Genomic DNA, 13,480 nt, shown 5'->3' with positions numbered 1-13,480 from the left:
GTTTCCGCGCCACGCAGCCGCCTTGATGCTTCTGCGGCTCACGAAATCCCGAGATTCAAGGACTTTAATCATGGCCAAGGCCGTCAGCCTCAAGATCAAGCTCGTGTCGAGCGCCGACACCGGTCACTTCTACGTCACCAAGAAGAACTCGCGCACCCAGACCGACAAGCTGGTGAAGAAGAAGTACGACCCGATCGCGAAGAAGCACGTCGAATATCGCGAAGGCAAAATCAAGTAATTGCGTCCGCCTGACGCGGATTATTCGAATGCCCGGCCCTCGCGCCGGGCATTTGCTTTTCCGCCCCGCCGCGGTGGTTCCATGCCACGCCGCGCGCGATTTTTGGAACGGGGCTGATATCCCGGCTCGCGGCGCGATTTGCTAGAGTGAGCCCTTCAGCCGGAGACTCCCATGCCGATCCTTCGCCGCGTCTTCATTGTCGCCCTGCTCGCTTTGCCGCTCGCGGCGCCAACAGCCCAAGCCGGCGACAAGCCGCACCGCCTCGCGCTGCAGATCAGCGACGGCGACGAGACCAAGATGAATGCCGTGCTCAACGTCGCGGCCAATGTCTCGCGCTACTACTCGGACAAAGGCGAAGAGATCGAGATCCGCATCGTCGCCTTCAATGCCGGGCTCAATATGCTGCTCGCCGACCGGACGCCGGTCGCCACAAGGCTCAAGTCTTTCAAGCAGGGCATGCCGAACGTGGCGTTCGAAGCTTGTGAAAACACGCTCGACACCTTGACCAAAAAGGAAGGCAAGGAACCACCTTTGGTCGAGAATGCCAGCCGCGTGAAGGCCGGCGTCGTCAGCCTGATCGAACTGTCCGAACAGGGCTGGACCATCGTCCGGCCGTAAGCAGGCTGCCGCGTCATGGCGAAACACGACGTTATCGTGGTGGGGCTCGGCGCCGTTGGCGCCGCGGCAACCTATCATCTCGCCAAGTCCGGCGCCCGCGTGCTCGGCATCGACCGCTTCTCACCGCCGCACAAACATGGCTCGTCGCATGGCGACACCCGCATCACCCGTGCCGCCATCGGCGAAGGCGTCGAGTATTCGACGCTGGCGCTACGCTCGCATGCGCTGTGGCGCGAAATGGAGGCGCTCACTGGCCAGCCCCTGTTCGTGCGTAATGGCTGCCTGACCATTTCCGGCGCCGACGCCGTGGTAATGCACGACGTCGACGATTTCTTCGCCAATGTCGAAACGGCCGCAAGGCGCTTCGCTATTCCGACCCGCACCTTCGATGACGCTGCTGCAATCCGCGCGCGCTATCCGCAATTCGCGGTTCAGAGTGGCGACAAGGCGATCCTCGATGAGGAAGCCGGCTATCTCTATGTCGAGCGCTGCGTCGACACGACGCTGTCGCTGGCGGCGCAGGCCGGCGCTCAGCTCCTGCGCGATACGCAGGTGATGGCGATCGAACCTTCGGCCACCGGCGTCGAGGTCGCGACCGGCGACAACCAGCGCTTCACCGCCGACCGCGTGCTGATCGCCGCCGGCGCCTGGCTGCCCGGCTTCGTTGCCGGAGAGATTGCGCGACACTTCACCGTGACTCGCCAGGTGCTGCACTGGTTCGAGATCAGAAGTAACCCCGAACGCTTCCGCCCGAATAACTGCCCGGTGTTCATCTGGCAATTGCCACGCAGCGGTGGCGTGACAAGCAGCATTTACGGCTTCCCGCTCGAGGGCGATGCGGGCAACGGCCTCAAGGTGACGCATGAGGAAAGCGGCCCCGCTACCGATCCCGACAACGTTGATCGCAACGTCGATCCGGTGAACGAGACCGAACGTACCTTCAAAACCTATATTGAGCCGTTCTTCCCGGATTTGGGCCCGCGCTGTGTGCGCACCGCGACCTGCCTCTATACCCGCGTGCCTCGCTCACGCTTTGTCATCGACAAGGACCCGCGCAGCGACCGCATCACCTTCGCCTCGGCCTGCTCCGGCCACGGCTTCAAGCACTCGGCGGCGCTCGGCGAAGCACTGGCGGATGAACTGACAACCGGCGAAGCCCGGCATGTCGACCTGTCGCCGTTCCGGCTGGCAAGGCTGGGGGATTATTTAAGGGCGTAACGGCCCGGCGCCCCGAAACCGTCGTCCCCGCGAACGCGGGGACCCATACGCCCTGTGCTCTCGATAGCACGGTGGCTATGGGTCCCGGGTCTCGCTGGCGCTCGCCCGGGACGACACTTCAGCATTCCGATGCAAAAACATTCCTAGGACTATTGACTTCACCTCGATCCTAGCCCTATATTCCCATCCATCCCGCCCCATCTAGCGAGGGGTGTCTGTACAGCATCTTCAGATGCTGGGGCGGGGAGCGGTGGCCGGGTTTGGGGCGTCGGAGATGCGGCGCGGTTTTCCCTCCCGGCGGTCCAAGCCGCATCGGTCCTGGCGCGCTAAACCGCGCGCAACGGGGAGTGTAACTGGGCGTGGGGTGACGGGAGGTTGCCTTACGTCCTGAAGAAATCCCACAGCGGTGGATAGGCTGCCCCGACGTAAGAAGGGCCCGCCTGAAAGGTCGTGAGTCCACCGGGGGCCATGCGGAGCAAACCTAAGAAACACCGCGCGCGGAACGCCGGAGGTCCGGCAATTCCGTGGTGACGACGTCTGTGCACTTTCTACAAACACCGTGCACAGAGCTGCGGGGTCGTTCGGGCCCCGGCGTTCCGCGCGCCCTCGTTTTATCGGAGGGCGATGGAATTAAGGTTCGGGACTGCGGCCTGCCCGGGGCCGACCAAACAATGCGGGTGATGAATCACGTCCGTCATTCCGGGGCGCGGGCAAAGCGAGCGAACCCGGAATCCATAAGCCGCAGTACTGGGGATATGGATTCCGGGCTCGCGGCCTTAAGAGGCCGCGCCCCGGAATGACGACGAAAAGGTGGCTGCTTAAAAAGCGAAACGGCCTACGCCGCTTCCTCGACTACCCGGTTACGCCCGTCGCGCTTGGCACGGTACAGCGCCTGGTCGGCGCGCTTGAGCATCGCGGCGGCGGTGTCGCCATTGGCGCCCAGTGCCGCAATGCCGATCGACAGCGTCACGTCGAGGCTCTTGGCCCCCTGCTCGATCGAGAACGCCTCGCCGGCGATGCGGCGGCGAATGCGCTCGGCCACCATGCCGGCAACCGCCAGATCCGTCTCCGGCATGACGATGACGAATTCCTCGCCGCCATAGCGGCAGGCCAGATCAATGTTGCGGATCGCCTTGCGGATGCGCACCGCGAATTCGCGCAGCACATCGTCGCCGGCGTCGTGGCCATGATTGTCGTTGATCGACTTGAAGAAGTCGATGTCGAGGATCAGCACCGACAGCGGCTTGCCGCGCTGCGCCGCCTGCTCGGTCAGCGCGCCCAGATGCGTTTCCATGTAGCGCCGGTTATGCAGGCCGGTCAGCGCATCGGTGATCGCCATCTCGATCGAGGCGGCGAAATTGTCGCGCAGGCGATCGGTGTAGCGCTTGCGCTTCACCTGGGTGCGCACGCGCGCCAGCATCTCGTTCTTGTCGATCGGCCGGATCAGGTAATCGTTGATGCCGATCTCAAGCCCGCGCACCAGCCGCGCATTGTTGTCGGGTTCGGCAATGGCGAGGATCGGCAGGCCGCGGGTGCGCTCCAGCGAGCGCACCTGGCTGCACAGCCGCAGGCCGTCGAAATCGGTCAGGCCGAGCGACACGATCATCAGTTCGTAATCGCCCTCGGCGGCGCGGAACAAGGCTTCCTTAGGATCGGTCTGCACGTCGACCGTATGCTCGGTGGCAAGCGTCTGCGCGATACGCTCGTAGGACGACGGCCGGTCGTCGACGATGAGCACCTTGCCGCCGCGGCCGGTATCGGCGACCGCTTCACGCTCGGCGCTCTGGATGCCGATCTCCTTCGAGGTCAGCGCACGCATGCGCAATTCGTCGGTCACCATCTTCAGCCGTGCCAGCGAGCGCACGCGCGAGATCAGCGCCACGTCGCCGACCGGTTTGGTGAGGAAATCGTCGGCGCCGGCTTCAAGGCCCTTGATGCGGTCGGAAGGCTGATCGAGCGCGGTCACCATCACGACGGGAATGTGATGCGTCACCGGATTGGACTTGAGCCGGCGGCAGACCTCGAAACCGTCCATGTCCGGCATCATGACGTCGAGCAGCACGATGTCGCATTCGGCCTTCTCACACAAAGCCAGCGCCTCGGCGCCCGAATAGGCGGTCGCGACATCGAAATATTCGGCGGACAGCCGCGCCTCCAGCAGCTTCACATTGGCTGGAATGTCATCGACGACGAGTACGCGGGCGGTCATTACAAAATTCCCTTCCAGGCAAAGCCAAAATCAGGCCGGCCCCAGAAACTGACGAACGGTCTCGATGAACTTGCCGACCGAGATCGGCTTGGAGAGATAGGCTTCACACCCACCTTCGCGGATGCGCTCCTCGTCGCCCTTCATGGCGAAAGCGGTGACGGCGACGACCGGGATGGCCTTGAGCTCGGCATCGTCCTTGAGCCACTTGGTGACCTCGAGGCCCGATACCTCCGGCAACTGGATATCCATCAGGATCAGATCCGGCCGGTGCTTGCGGGCGAGATCCAGCGCGTCGATACCGCTGCGGGTGCCGACGACCTCATAGCCATGCGCTTCCAGGAGGTCGTGGAAGAGCTTCATATTGAGTTCGTTGTCCTCGACGATCAGGACGGTCTTCGCCATGCTCCGCCCCGTTGTCCCCAGGTCCTTCGAAAAGGCAGCGTCTCCCCGGCGCGGCGGCGTCTGGTGCGCGCCGGCATGGGGTATGATCCCAATTCGACGTTAGTCGCGATTTCTTACGGAAAGGCAAATTCGATCTGTGAAAGCCGCCCGCACCATGTCCGCCGAGGCCGCCGAAGCGCTTGCGATTCAAGCACTTGGGTTCCTCGCCGAGGATTCGGAAAGGTTAACCCGCTTCTTCGGTGTCACCGGCCTCGATCCCTCGGGGATTCGCGACCAGGTCGGCGAGCCCGGGTTCCTCGCCGGCGTGCTCGCTTACCTCGCCTCGGACGACGAGACCGCCCGCGACTTCGTTGCCCAGGCCGGCTGCGCGCCGGACGACATTTTCCGCGCGCATATCGCGCTGGGAGGCCAGCCCTGGGAGCGCGAAATCCCGTGACCGCCTTCTGCCGCGATTGCCTGAAGGACGCGGCCGATACCGCAAAGCGTTGCGCGGCTTGCGGCTCGCCGCGGCTCGCGCGCCATGCCGACCTTGCGACCCTGACCATCGCCCATATCGACTGCGATGCCTTCTACGCCACGATCGAGAAGCGTGACGATCCTTCGCTGGCCGACAAGCCGCTGATCGTCGGCGGCGGCAAGCGCGGCGTGGTCTCGACCTGCTGCTACCTCGCCCGCACCTACGGCGTGCGCTCGGCCATGCCGATGTTCAAGGCGCTGGAGCTTTGCCCCAAGGCGACCGTGGTCAAGCCGAACATGCGCAAATATGTCGAGGTCGGCCGGCAGGTGCGCACGGCCATGCTGGCGCTGACGCCGCAGGTCGAGCCGCTGTCGATCGACGAGGCCTTCCTCGATCTCACCGGCACTGAGCGGCTGCATGGCATGACCGCCGCCAAGGTGCTGGCCAAATTCGCCAAGGACGTCGAGCGCGACATCGGCATCACGGTCTCGATCGGCCTGTCGGCCAACAAGTTCCTCGCCAAGATCGCATCCGATCTCGACAAGCCGCGCGGCTTTGCCGTGATCGGTCCCTCCGAGGCTCCGGAGTTCCTCGCCCCTCGCCCGGTCGGCTTCATCTACGGCGTCGGCGCCGTGAGCGCCGCCAAGCTCGCCCATGACGGCTTCCGCCTGATCGGCGACCTGCAGCGTGCCGATGAGCACGACCTGATGCGCCGCTATGGCGAGGAAGGCCAAAGGCTGTGGCGGCTGGCGCGCGGCATCGACACGCGCAAGGTCGATCCGGAGCGCGACACCAAGAGCGTCTCGTCGGAGACCACGTTCAACACCGACATCAGCGATTTCCGCCCGCTCGAGCAGACCTTGTGGGAACTGACCGAGAAGGTCTCGGCCCGGCTCAAGGCGGCGCAGCTCGCCGGCTCGACGGTGACGCTCAAGCTCAAAAGCGCGGACTTCAAGACTCGCACCCGGGCCCGCTCCCTCGCCGTGCCGACGCAACTTGCCAGCCGCATCTTCGCCGAGGGTCGTGATATGCTGAAAAACGAAGTCGGTGCGACGCGCTTCCGTCTCATCGGCATTGGCGTCAGCCACCTCGTCGAGTCCGACGGCGAAGATCTGTCGGACCTACTCGACCGGCGCGGCGCGCTGGCCGAACATGCGGTCGATAAACTGCGCGAGAAGTTCGGCAAGGCCGCGGTGGTGAAGGGGCTGGCGATCGAGGAGGAGTGAGATGAGACGCGGCATCACCTGGACCCTCGTCGCGCTCCTGCTCGCCGCCGGCATGGCGGTTGCCAGCGATACCGGCGAACCGTTCGGACGGGCGACCGTCGAAGCCGCGCCGGGCACGTTGCATGCCGCGTGGCGGCAAATCACGGAGAAGCTCCGATCGGAAAAGAAAGTTGTTAGCCGGTGCCGGGCCGCACCGTCCTCATGCCCCTCGCCCGCCGCCGCGCAATTCAATGCCATCGTCCGCGAAGGCAATGGCGGTGACGAACTCGCCCGTCTCGGACGCATCAACCGCGCCGTCAATCTCGCCATCAAGCGGGCGCGTGCCGGTGCCGCTCCGACCGAATGGACGTCGCCTCTGGAAACGCTGACAGCCGGAACCGGCGACTGCAAGCAGTATGCCGCCGTGAAATATGCCGCCTTGCTGGAAGCCGGGTTTACAGCGGATCGCGTGAGGCTGGTTATCGTCCGGATCAAACCATCGACGCCGCCGACGACACGACCGGCCGACCACGCCGTCATCGCGGTTCACGTCCAGTCGCGCTGGCTGGTTCTCGACAATCGATCTTTGACCGTGTCGGAAAGCACCGGTCTCCTGAACGATATGGAGCCGCTCTTCACACTCGACAATCGCGGCGTTCGGCAATTCGTATCGCCCGGCGTCGTGCCGGAACCGCCCTCACCTTGCGGCGATCAACAGTCTTGAACCTAGTTACAAACCTTCGCCTTTTTCATCTCCAGCGAACTCAGCTCGCCCTTGATGGTGAAGTCGTTGTAGTCAAGCGTCAGCGCCCGCGAGATGCCGTTCTCGTAAAGCTCGAAGGCAATCGCATAGACCGGCGTCTGCTCGCCGGTGCGCTCGGCGTCTTCGCTCTTCTTGTCGAAATAGCTCACCGTCACTGGCCAGCGCAGCATGCCGGCCATGGACGGCTCCTTGGCCGTGGCATCATCGGCCGGCTTCTTCGCCGGATCGATAGCGGCGCCTATCACGGTCAGCGTGTGATAGAGCTTCTCGCCGCCATCAGAGCCGTCGTAGACGGGAAACTCGAGGATGGTTTTGCCGGCGCGCGCGGCCTCGATAATGCGGCGCATGTGCTCGGTCGGAAACACGACGTTGGCCGGAACGGTGAAGTTCGTGCTCGTCGGTTTCTTGAGTTCGACCTTGACTGCCGAAGCGCCGCGCTCGGCACTGCCATCGACCGTATCGGTGACCTTGTCGTTGAGCAGGTTCTCCGAGTCGAAGCGGAATTTGGTGGCGTCCGCGTTCTCCCAGGTGCTCGAGCGCAGATCGCTGAGGATGGTCTTGCCCTCGCCCGAGTCGAGTTCGGAGACCTGGCGGAAATGCAATTGATAGCCCTCGCAGGTGCTGCCGGCGAAGTCGTACAGGATGCGGCCGCGCACGGCCTGGATGCCGCGGCTGCCGCTCGATTTGGCGAGCTTGAGATCGTAGACCGCGCGGTGCGGCGCCAGCACCACCGGTCTGGCTGCGTCCGCCGCCGGCGCCGCGATCGGCGCGGCGCGGACCGGGCCGTCGGCCAACCCCAGCGGCAATGCCGTCCCCAGAGCGGCGAGGACCGGCAGCGCGAGGCGGAACGTGATCGGTGTCATGAGCAACCCTGTAAAGAATCCGGCATATCTGACGCAATGATAGGGGCAATAACGAGGCGTGTCTTCCGCCCCTGCCTTGCGCTGAAAGCCTCAATCGGCCAAGACGTTGGCCGAACCTATTAGACGATTGACAGACGGAGACGATCCATGAGCGGCGCCATCGACAAGAAGCTGAGCGACCTTGGAATAACCCTGCCGACGCCGGCGGCCCCAGTGGCCAACTATGTTGCTTTCGTGCGCAGCGGAAATCTCCTGACCGTATCGGGTCAGCTTTGCTTCGGGCCCGATGGAAAACTCACGGCGACCGGCCAGCTCGGCGGGTCTGTCTCCATGGAAGACGGCCAGAAAGCCGCCCGCGCCTGCGCCATCAACCTGATCGCCCAGGTCAAGGCGGCCGTCGGCGACCTCGACAAGGTGGTGCGCGTGGTGCGGCTCGGCGGCTTTATCAATTCGGCCGCCGGCTACACCGACGGGCCGAAGGTCATGAACGGCGCTTCCGATCTTATGGTCGAAGTGTTCGGCGACAAGGGCCGTCACGCCCGCTCCACCGTCGGCGTCTCCGCGCTGCCGGCCAATGCCGCGGTCGAGGTCGAAGGCACGTTCGAGGTCTCGTAGTCCGCGCATGACCCCGAAAAGCGGGGACCGGTTTTCGGATAAAGGTCATGCGCAACATAGAATGGCTCACCGCGCGACCGATTGCCCACCGTGGCCTGCACGACGCCCCGCGCGGCGTCATCGAGAACACGCGCTCGGCGTTTGAAGCGGCCATCGCCGGCAATTACGGCATCGAATGCGACGTGCAGGTCAGCGCCGATGGCGAGGCGATGGTCCATCACGACGATGCGCTCGGCCGCCTCACTGAGGGCAATGCGCCGCTGGCCGGCCTCGATGCGGCGGCGCTGAAGCAGGTCACGTTCAAGGCGACTTCCGACCGCATGCTGACGCTGGCCGAACTGTGCGACCAGGTCGGCGGCCGCGTGCCGCTCGTCATCGAGATCAAGAGCCGCTTCGATGGCGATCTGAGACTGACGCGCCGCGTCTCCGAAGTGCTCGGCGCCTACCGCGGTCCCGCTGCCGCAATGTCATTCGACCCCGCGCCTGTGGCAGCGCTACGCGAAATGGTCCCGACGCTGACGCGCGGCATCGTCGCCGAACGTCATTACGATCACCCCGAATGGAGTGCCCTGCCTGCCGGGGCCAAGCGCAATCTCGCCTTCCTGCTGCATGCACCACGGACACGCCCGCATTTCATAGCGTGGTCCGTCAACGATCTGCCGGCAGTCGCACCGCTGGTTGCGCGCCATATATTCGGCTTGCCGCTTCTGACCTGGACCGTACGCAGCGCCGAAGACCGCGCAACGGCCGCGCGCTATGCTGATCAGATAATCTTCGAAGGGTTCCGCGCATCTTGAATTAAGGCGCGCCGGAACCATTTGGACATTGGAACGGTTCTGGTCTCATGCGCATCGCTCGCACCATCACCGCCGCTTTGGCTCTGGCCTTCGCCGCGACAGTCATCGCGCCCGCCGCCCCGGCGGCCGCGCAATCGTCGCAGCAGGTGACGAAGCCGAAGAAAAAGATCGTGAAGCGTCCGGTACGCTCCTCGCCGCGCCAAATCGCTTGCACGGAATTCGGCTGCCATCCGATCCCGCCCAATTGCCGACCGCAGACCGGCTACAGGTGGGACGGCATGCCGAGCGGCTTCGACGTTGTGGTGTGCCGCTAGAGCCTTTCCGGCTTTGATGGAATCAAAGCCGAGGCTCTGGATTTTCGTTTTGACGCGTTTTCTTCACGCGAACCGGTTTCCACTTCGCTCGAAAACGCTCTGAAGGTGTGCCGCTAAATTTGCGGAACTGCTCATCGAAAAACGCCGTAGCCGGCCCCAAGGTCGCCACCTAAATGCCCTGCCAAGGGCAAGAACGCATCGCGCCTTATGACGCGCTGCGGCGTATCAATCCAAATCCAAGAGAACCGAAAATGCCGAGTCTGTTCAATGGCGCCTTCCGCGCCAACGTTATCGCTTTGTCTGCCCTGACCCTGTCCGCGACGTTTGCTCTGCCTGCGCAGTCCGCTTTCGCCGCATCGACGAAGAAAACGACCTACCAGAGCGAGGCGCTGCGAGCGCGCGCTCTGGCGCCGGAGACGGTTGCTTGCACCAAGCACGGCTGCGAAACCGTGCCGCTCGGCTGCCGGGCTGTGCCCCAGCCCGGCTTGGAGCCGGGCTACCAGATGATCACCTGCAACTAACCCGAACCACCTCGTAACTCCGCAGCGCGTCCGGCTCCCCGGGCGCGCTGCGTTGCGTCCAAGGGCCGTTAACGATGGTCATGACGCAGACACCCCGTGCCTGTCGTCAACGCGGCACCGGCGTGCGACAGTAGGGCCGTGTCGGACGGCGAAGCAGCTTGTCCACAATGCCCGCTCCCGTCTTCTACAGGCGCTGTTCACACTGCAAATCCTGTCCCCATGAGCGACGACGAAATTCGCATCCGAATGGCGCAGAGCCTGACCGGGATTCCCGCTGCCGAATGGGATGCTTGCGCCGGCCAGCATGGCGCCGCGCCGCCACGGTTATCCCCAGCCGGGATAACGACGTCACAGGCGCAACGGCCTGTTGAAAACCTGGCTGAGGATAAAGCCCCCAGGCGCCCCGGGGGACGCTCTCAGGGCCACCCTGATGAGGCCTGTGAGGTCGAGTTATCCACTGAATTATCAACAAGAGGACAATTCAATAACCCATTTATTTCTCACAGCTTTCTGTCCTCACTTGAACAGGCTTCTTGCGTTGGCGGGCAGACCGGTTGGCTGCCGCGTTACCTGCTCGCCGAGCGCGAGAACGGAACCTTGCTCGGCGCGGCTCCTTGCTACGTGAAGACCCATTCGCGGGGCGAATACGTCTTCGACCATGGCTGGGCGGATGCCTTCGAGCGCGCCGGCGGCGCCTATTACCCCAAGCTTCAGGTGTCGGTGCCGTTTACGCCGGTCACCGGCCCTCGCCTGCTCGCGCGGCCTGGCCCCGGGGCCGCTGGCATTCGCGACGTGCTCGCCGAGGCTTTGGCCAAGCTGACGGACGCTAACGACCTGTCGTCGGCGCATGTCACCTTCTGCACTGAACCCGAATGGCGGCTTCTTGGCGAGCGCGGCTATCTGCAGCGCACCGATCAGCAGTTTCATTTCGAGAACCCCGGCTATGGCAGCTTCGAGAATTTCCTCGGCGCCCTGTCCTCGCGCAAACGCAAGACCATCCGCCGCGAGCGCAAGGAGGCACTCTCGCCCGGCATCGATATTGTCTGGCTCACCGGCACCGACCTGACCGAGGACGCGTGGGACGCCTTCTTCGCCTTCTACATGGATACCGGATCGCGCAAATGGGGCAGCCCATACCTGACGCGCGAATTCTTCTCCCGCATCGGCGAGACCATGGCCGACCGCATCGTGCTGATCATGGCCAAGCGCGCCGGGCGGTATATCGCCGGCGCCATCAACTTCCTGAGTGGCGACACGCTCTATGGCCGCAACTGGGGCGCCGTCGAGCATCACCCGTTCCTGCATTTCGAAGTCTGCTACTATCAGGCCATCGACTACGCCATCGCGAAGGGGCTGCGCTGGGTCGAGGCCGGCGCCCAGGGCGAACACAAGCTGGCGCGCGGCTACCTGCCGCATACCACCTATTCGGCGCACTACATCGCCAATTCCGGGCTGCGCCGTGCCATCGCCCAGTATCTCGAGCGCGAGCGCGCTTATGTCGAAGCAGCCTCGGAAGAGCTTGCCGCGGCCGCGCCGTTCCGCAAGGATTTGGACGAGCAGGAATGACTTCAACCACCGCTGGGGAAACGCCGATGCCCGCCTACGATCCCAACAACATCTTCGCCAAGATCATGCGCGGCGAATTGCCCTGTCACAAAGTCTACGAGGACGACAAGGCGCTGGCCTTCCTCGACATCATGCCGCGCGCGCCGGGCCACACTCTGGTGCTGCCCAAGGCCCCGGCCCGCAACCTCATCGACTGCCCGCCGGACGATCTCGCCCATGTCGTCAAGGTGGCGCAGAAGGTCGCGCAGGCGGCGATGAGCGCGCTCGGCGCCGACGGCGTCACGGTGCAGCAGTTCAATGAAGGCGCCGGCGGCCAGGTGGTGTTCCACCTTCACGTCCACGTCATCCCGCGCAAGACCGGCGTGCCGATGAAGCCGCCCGCCGCCGAAAAGGAAAAGCCCGAGGCGCTGGCCGAGATAGCCAAGAAGCTCAGCGCGGCGCTGGCCTGACCTCTCAGGGCGCGAAGTAATAACCGCCGATCAGCAGCGCCGCCTCGCCGGCCAGCACGCCGGCCAGCGCCGAGCGGCGCACCAGCAGGAAGGCGGAAAAGCCGATCGCCACCGCGATCATGCGCACGCCGAGCGGGATATTGGCGAGTGCTCCGCTTGAGAACACGATCAGCTTGGCGACAACGCCGGCCAGGATCGCCGTCGCCACCGCGCGCGACCACAACACGATCTGCGATTCCTCATTCAGGCCCCGCGCCAGCACCAGACCGAGGACGCGCCACACCTCGTTCGGCAGAAAGCCGATGACGACGAGCACGAAATAGGGCCACAGTTCCGCGGTCATGGGTCCGCCTTGTCGCCGGCTCTGGCGCGTGACTTCCATATGCGATTGACGAGATAGGCCAAAGTGCCGCCGCCGACGCCGGACCACATCAGGTCGAACTCGACATGCAGCGCGGCAAGTGCGGTTCCGAGAACAATGCCGAGCGCCAGCGCCACGCGGTCGAGCATGGTCACGGCGCTGCGTGCCGTGGAGATGAGAAACGAGATCGGCGTGATGAACAGCAGCGCCGCCGCGTACAAAGGTGGCAGGCCGGCGGCAAGAAAGAACCCGACTAGACCGAATGTCGCCGCGGTGCCCATGAAAGCGACCGACAGTCCGTTGCAATAGGCGACGCGGTGCTCGGAAGCGAGCTTCGGCAGGATATGCAGCGACTCGATCCACATGCTGACCGACGTGAAATGCGCCGGCAGCACCAGTTCGCGCGTGCGCGTCGTGCGCGTGCGCAGCAGCGGCAACAGCGCCACCACCATCGGGAACAAACGGATGGCGCTGAGCGTCACGGCCAGCGCGACCTCGATCATCGCCGCACCGGTGCCGATGCCGGAAATCAGGATCACCTGCGCCGGCGCCGCCCAGACGAAGATCGTCGATAGCGTCAGCCACCAGGCCGACAGGCCGAAGTCATGCGCCAGCGCGCCGAGGCCGATATAGGTGCCGGCCATCACCGGAAAAAACACCGACGTGAGCGCGTGCTTGACGCCGCCCAAAAAGGCGGCGGCTGATGAATCGAAGGAACGGGAATCCGGCATGGACGTTCCCGTTTCTCATACGGCTCCTATCACCGCAACTGGCTTTGCGCCGCCAGACCCCTCACCGGGCGCATAAGCCCCGTGCGATTTGCCGATAGCGTATGAAAAAGGCCGGGCGCAAAGCCCGGCCTTTTGTTTATTCCCGTCGTCATG

At 64.2% G+C, this 13,480-nt stretch carries 17 protein-coding genes; 12 read left to right on the top strand and 5 right to left on the bottom strand.

The window, feature by feature from the left end:
• Positions 1-70: 70 nt before the first annotated feature.
• The 3 genes from rpmG to solA all read left to right on the top strand — a co-directional run bounded on the left by rpmG (position 71) and on the right by solA (position 2,074).
• Positions 71-238 carry a 50S ribosomal protein L33 gene (gene rpmG / locus E8Q40_RS10415; protein ID WP_137044385.1) on the top strand — a complete coding sequence of 56 codons (168 nt, stop codon included), beginning with the start codon at positions 71-73 and terminating at the stop codon, positions 236-238.
• Between the two features lie 177 nt (positions 239-415).
• Entirely contained in the window at positions 416-856 is a 441-nt protein-coding gene (locus E8Q40_RS10410; protein ID WP_370455253.1) for a hypothetical protein, read from the top strand.
• A 15-nt stretch (positions 857-871) separates the two neighbouring features.
• Positions 872-2,074 carry an N-methyl-L-tryptophan oxidase gene (gene solA / locus E8Q40_RS10405; RefSeq protein ID WP_137044382.1) on the top strand — a complete coding sequence of 401 codons (1,203 nt, stop codon included), beginning with the start codon at positions 872-874 and terminating at the stop codon, positions 2,072-2,074.
• Positions 2,075-2,909: 835 nt separating this feature from the next.
• Here solA and E8Q40_RS10400 read toward each other — a convergent pair.
• Together E8Q40_RS10400 and E8Q40_RS10395 are read right to left on the bottom strand one after the other, a co-directional pair.
• Positions 2,910-4,283, bottom strand: coding sequence for a PleD family two-component system response regulator (locus E8Q40_RS10400; protein WP_137044380.1), 1,374 nt, complete (start codon positions 4,281-4,283; stop codon positions 2,910-2,912).
• 30 nt (positions 4,284-4,313) lie between these two features.
• The gene (locus E8Q40_RS10395; RefSeq protein WP_137044378.1) at positions 4,314-4,685 is read right to left on the bottom strand and encodes a response regulator; all 372 of its coding nucleotides are present in this window, start codon (positions 4,683-4,685) and stop codon (positions 4,314-4,316) included.
• A 154-nt stretch (positions 4,686-4,839) separates the two neighbouring features.
• Here E8Q40_RS10395 and E8Q40_RS10390 point away from each other — a divergent pair, with 154 nt between their 5' ends.
• The 3 genes from E8Q40_RS10390 to E8Q40_RS10380 are packed head-to-tail and all read left to right on the top strand — an operon-like array spanning position 4,840 to position 7,071.
• Positions 4,840-5,121: a DUF3572 domain-containing protein gene (locus E8Q40_RS10390; RefSeq protein ID WP_137046672.1), complete on the top strand. Its 282-nt coding sequence runs from the start codon at positions 4,840-4,842 to the stop codon at positions 5,119-5,121.
• A complete protein-coding gene (locus E8Q40_RS10385; protein ID WP_246663067.1) occupies positions 5,118-6,368 on the top strand; it encodes a DNA polymerase IV in 1,251 nt (416 codons plus the stop codon). Before E8Q40_RS10390 ends, E8Q40_RS10385 begins: the two co-directional genes overlap by 4 nt.
• Before the next feature lies 1 nt (position 6,369).
• On the top strand, positions 6,370-7,071 hold the full coding sequence (locus E8Q40_RS10380) for a transglutaminase-like cysteine peptidase (RefSeq protein ID WP_137044377.1): 702 nt from the start codon (positions 6,370-6,372) through the stop codon (positions 7,069-7,071).
• Positions 7,072-7,073: 2 nt separating this feature from the next.
• Here the strand turns inward: E8Q40_RS10380 and E8Q40_RS10375 are convergent, their stop codons facing one another.
• Positions 7,074-7,973, bottom strand: coding sequence for a cell envelope integrity EipB family protein (locus tag E8Q40_RS10375; protein WP_137044375.1), 900 nt, complete (start codon positions 7,971-7,973; stop codon positions 7,074-7,076).
• Between the two features lie 147 nt (positions 7,974-8,120).
• Here E8Q40_RS10375 and E8Q40_RS10370 point away from each other — a divergent pair, with 147 nt between their 5' ends.
• From E8Q40_RS10370 to E8Q40_RS10345, 6 genes are all read left to right on the top strand, one after another.
• On the top strand, positions 8,121-8,588 hold the full coding sequence (locus tag E8Q40_RS10370) for a RidA family protein (protein WP_137044374.1): 468 nt from the start codon (positions 8,121-8,123) through the stop codon (positions 8,586-8,588).
• 47 nt (positions 8,589-8,635) lie between these two features.
• Positions 8,636-9,385 (top strand): glycerophosphodiester phosphodiesterase family protein, encoded by a 750-nt coding sequence (locus E8Q40_RS10365; RefSeq protein ID WP_137044372.1) that lies wholly within the window; start codon positions 8,636-8,638, stop codon positions 9,383-9,385.
• 47 nt (positions 9,386-9,432) lie between these two features.
• The gene (locus E8Q40_RS10360) at positions 9,433-9,699 is read left to right on the top strand and encodes a hypothetical protein (RefSeq protein ID WP_137044371.1); all 267 of its coding nucleotides are present in this window, start codon (positions 9,433-9,435) and stop codon (positions 9,697-9,699) included.
• Between the two features lie 251 nt (positions 9,700-9,950).
• The gene (locus tag E8Q40_RS10355) at positions 9,951-10,220 is read left to right on the top strand and encodes a hypothetical protein (protein ID WP_137044369.1); all 270 of its coding nucleotides are present in this window, start codon (positions 9,951-9,953) and stop codon (positions 10,218-10,220) included.
• Positions 10,221-10,439: 219 nt separating this feature from the next.
• A complete protein-coding gene (locus E8Q40_RS10350; RefSeq protein WP_246663088.1) occupies positions 10,440-11,786 on the top strand; it encodes a GNAT family N-acetyltransferase in 1,347 nt (448 codons plus the stop codon).
• A 26-nt stretch (positions 11,787-11,812) separates the two neighbouring features.
• Entirely contained in the window at positions 11,813-12,235 is a 423-nt protein-coding gene (locus E8Q40_RS10345; RefSeq protein WP_137044367.1) for an HIT family protein, read from the top strand.
• A gap of 4 nt (positions 12,236-12,239) precedes the next feature.
• Here E8Q40_RS10345 and E8Q40_RS10340 read toward each other — a convergent pair whose 3' ends face one another.
• Positions 12,240-12,578 carry an AzlD domain-containing protein gene (locus E8Q40_RS10340; protein ID WP_137044366.1) on the bottom strand — a complete coding sequence of 113 codons (339 nt, stop codon included), beginning with the start codon at positions 12,576-12,578 and terminating at the stop codon, positions 12,240-12,242.
• The gene (locus tag E8Q40_RS10335) at positions 12,575-13,327 is read right to left on the bottom strand and encodes an AzlC family ABC transporter permease (RefSeq protein WP_137044364.1); all 753 of its coding nucleotides are present in this window, start codon (positions 13,325-13,327) and stop codon (positions 12,575-12,577) included. Before E8Q40_RS10335 ends, E8Q40_RS10340 begins: the two co-directional genes overlap by 4 nt.
• Between the last annotated feature and the right edge of the window lie 153 nt (positions 13,328-13,480).

This window comes from Pseudolabrys sp. FHR47 (assembly GCF_005153485.1).
Lineage (GTDB): Bacteria > Pseudomonadota > Alphaproteobacteria > Rhizobiales > Xanthobacteraceae > Pseudolabrys.
This window is presented reverse-complemented; position numbering and strand designations above follow the sequence as displayed.

Coding starts and splice junctions, on each gene's coding strand:
- rpmG (WP_137044385.1), top strand. CDS start 71: ATGGCCAAGGCCGTCAGCCTCAAGATCAAGCTCGTGTCGAGCGCCGAC.
- solA (WP_137044382.1), top strand. CDS start 872: ATGGCGAAACACGACGTTATCGTGGTGGGGCTCGGCGCCGTTGGCGCC.
- E8Q40_RS10400 (WP_137044380.1), bottom strand. CDS start 4,283: ATGACCGCCCGCGTACTCGTCGTCGATGACATTCCAGCCAATGTGAAG.
- E8Q40_RS10395 (WP_137044378.1), bottom strand. CDS start 4,685: ATGGCGAAGACCGTCCTGATCGTCGAGGACAACGAACTCAATATGAAG.
- E8Q40_RS10390 (WP_137046672.1), top strand. CDS start 4,840: ATGTCCGCCGAGGCCGCCGAAGCGCTTGCGATTCAAGCACTTGGGTTC.
- E8Q40_RS10380 (WP_137044377.1), top strand. CDS start 6,370: ATGAGACGCGGCATCACCTGGACCCTCGTCGCGCTCCTGCTCGCCGCC.
- E8Q40_RS10375 (WP_137044375.1), bottom strand. CDS start 7,973: ATGACACCGATCACGTTCCGCCTCGCGCTGCCGGTCCTCGCCGCTCTG.
- E8Q40_RS10370 (WP_137044374.1), top strand. CDS start 8,121: ATGAGCGGCGCCATCGACAAGAAGCTGAGCGACCTTGGAATAACCCTG.
- E8Q40_RS10365 (WP_137044372.1), top strand. CDS start 8,636: ATGCGCAACATAGAATGGCTCACCGCGCGACCGATTGCCCACCGTGGC.
- E8Q40_RS10360 (WP_137044371.1), top strand. CDS start 9,433: ATGCGCATCGCTCGCACCATCACCGCCGCTTTGGCTCTGGCCTTCGCC.
- E8Q40_RS10355 (WP_137044369.1), top strand. CDS start 9,951: ATGCCGAGTCTGTTCAATGGCGCCTTCCGCGCCAACGTTATCGCTTTG.
- E8Q40_RS10350 (WP_246663088.1), top strand. CDS start 10,440: ATGAGCGACGACGAAATTCGCATCCGAATGGCGCAGAGCCTGACCGGG.
- E8Q40_RS10345 (WP_137044367.1), top strand. CDS start 11,813: ATGCCCGCCTACGATCCCAACAACATCTTCGCCAAGATCATGCGCGGC.
- E8Q40_RS10340 (WP_137044366.1), bottom strand. CDS start 12,578: ATGACCGCGGAACTGTGGCCCTATTTCGTGCTCGTCGTCATCGGCTTT.
- E8Q40_RS10335 (WP_137044364.1), bottom strand. CDS start 13,327: ATGCCGGATTCCCGTTCCTTCGATTCATCAGCCGCCGCCTTTTTGGGC.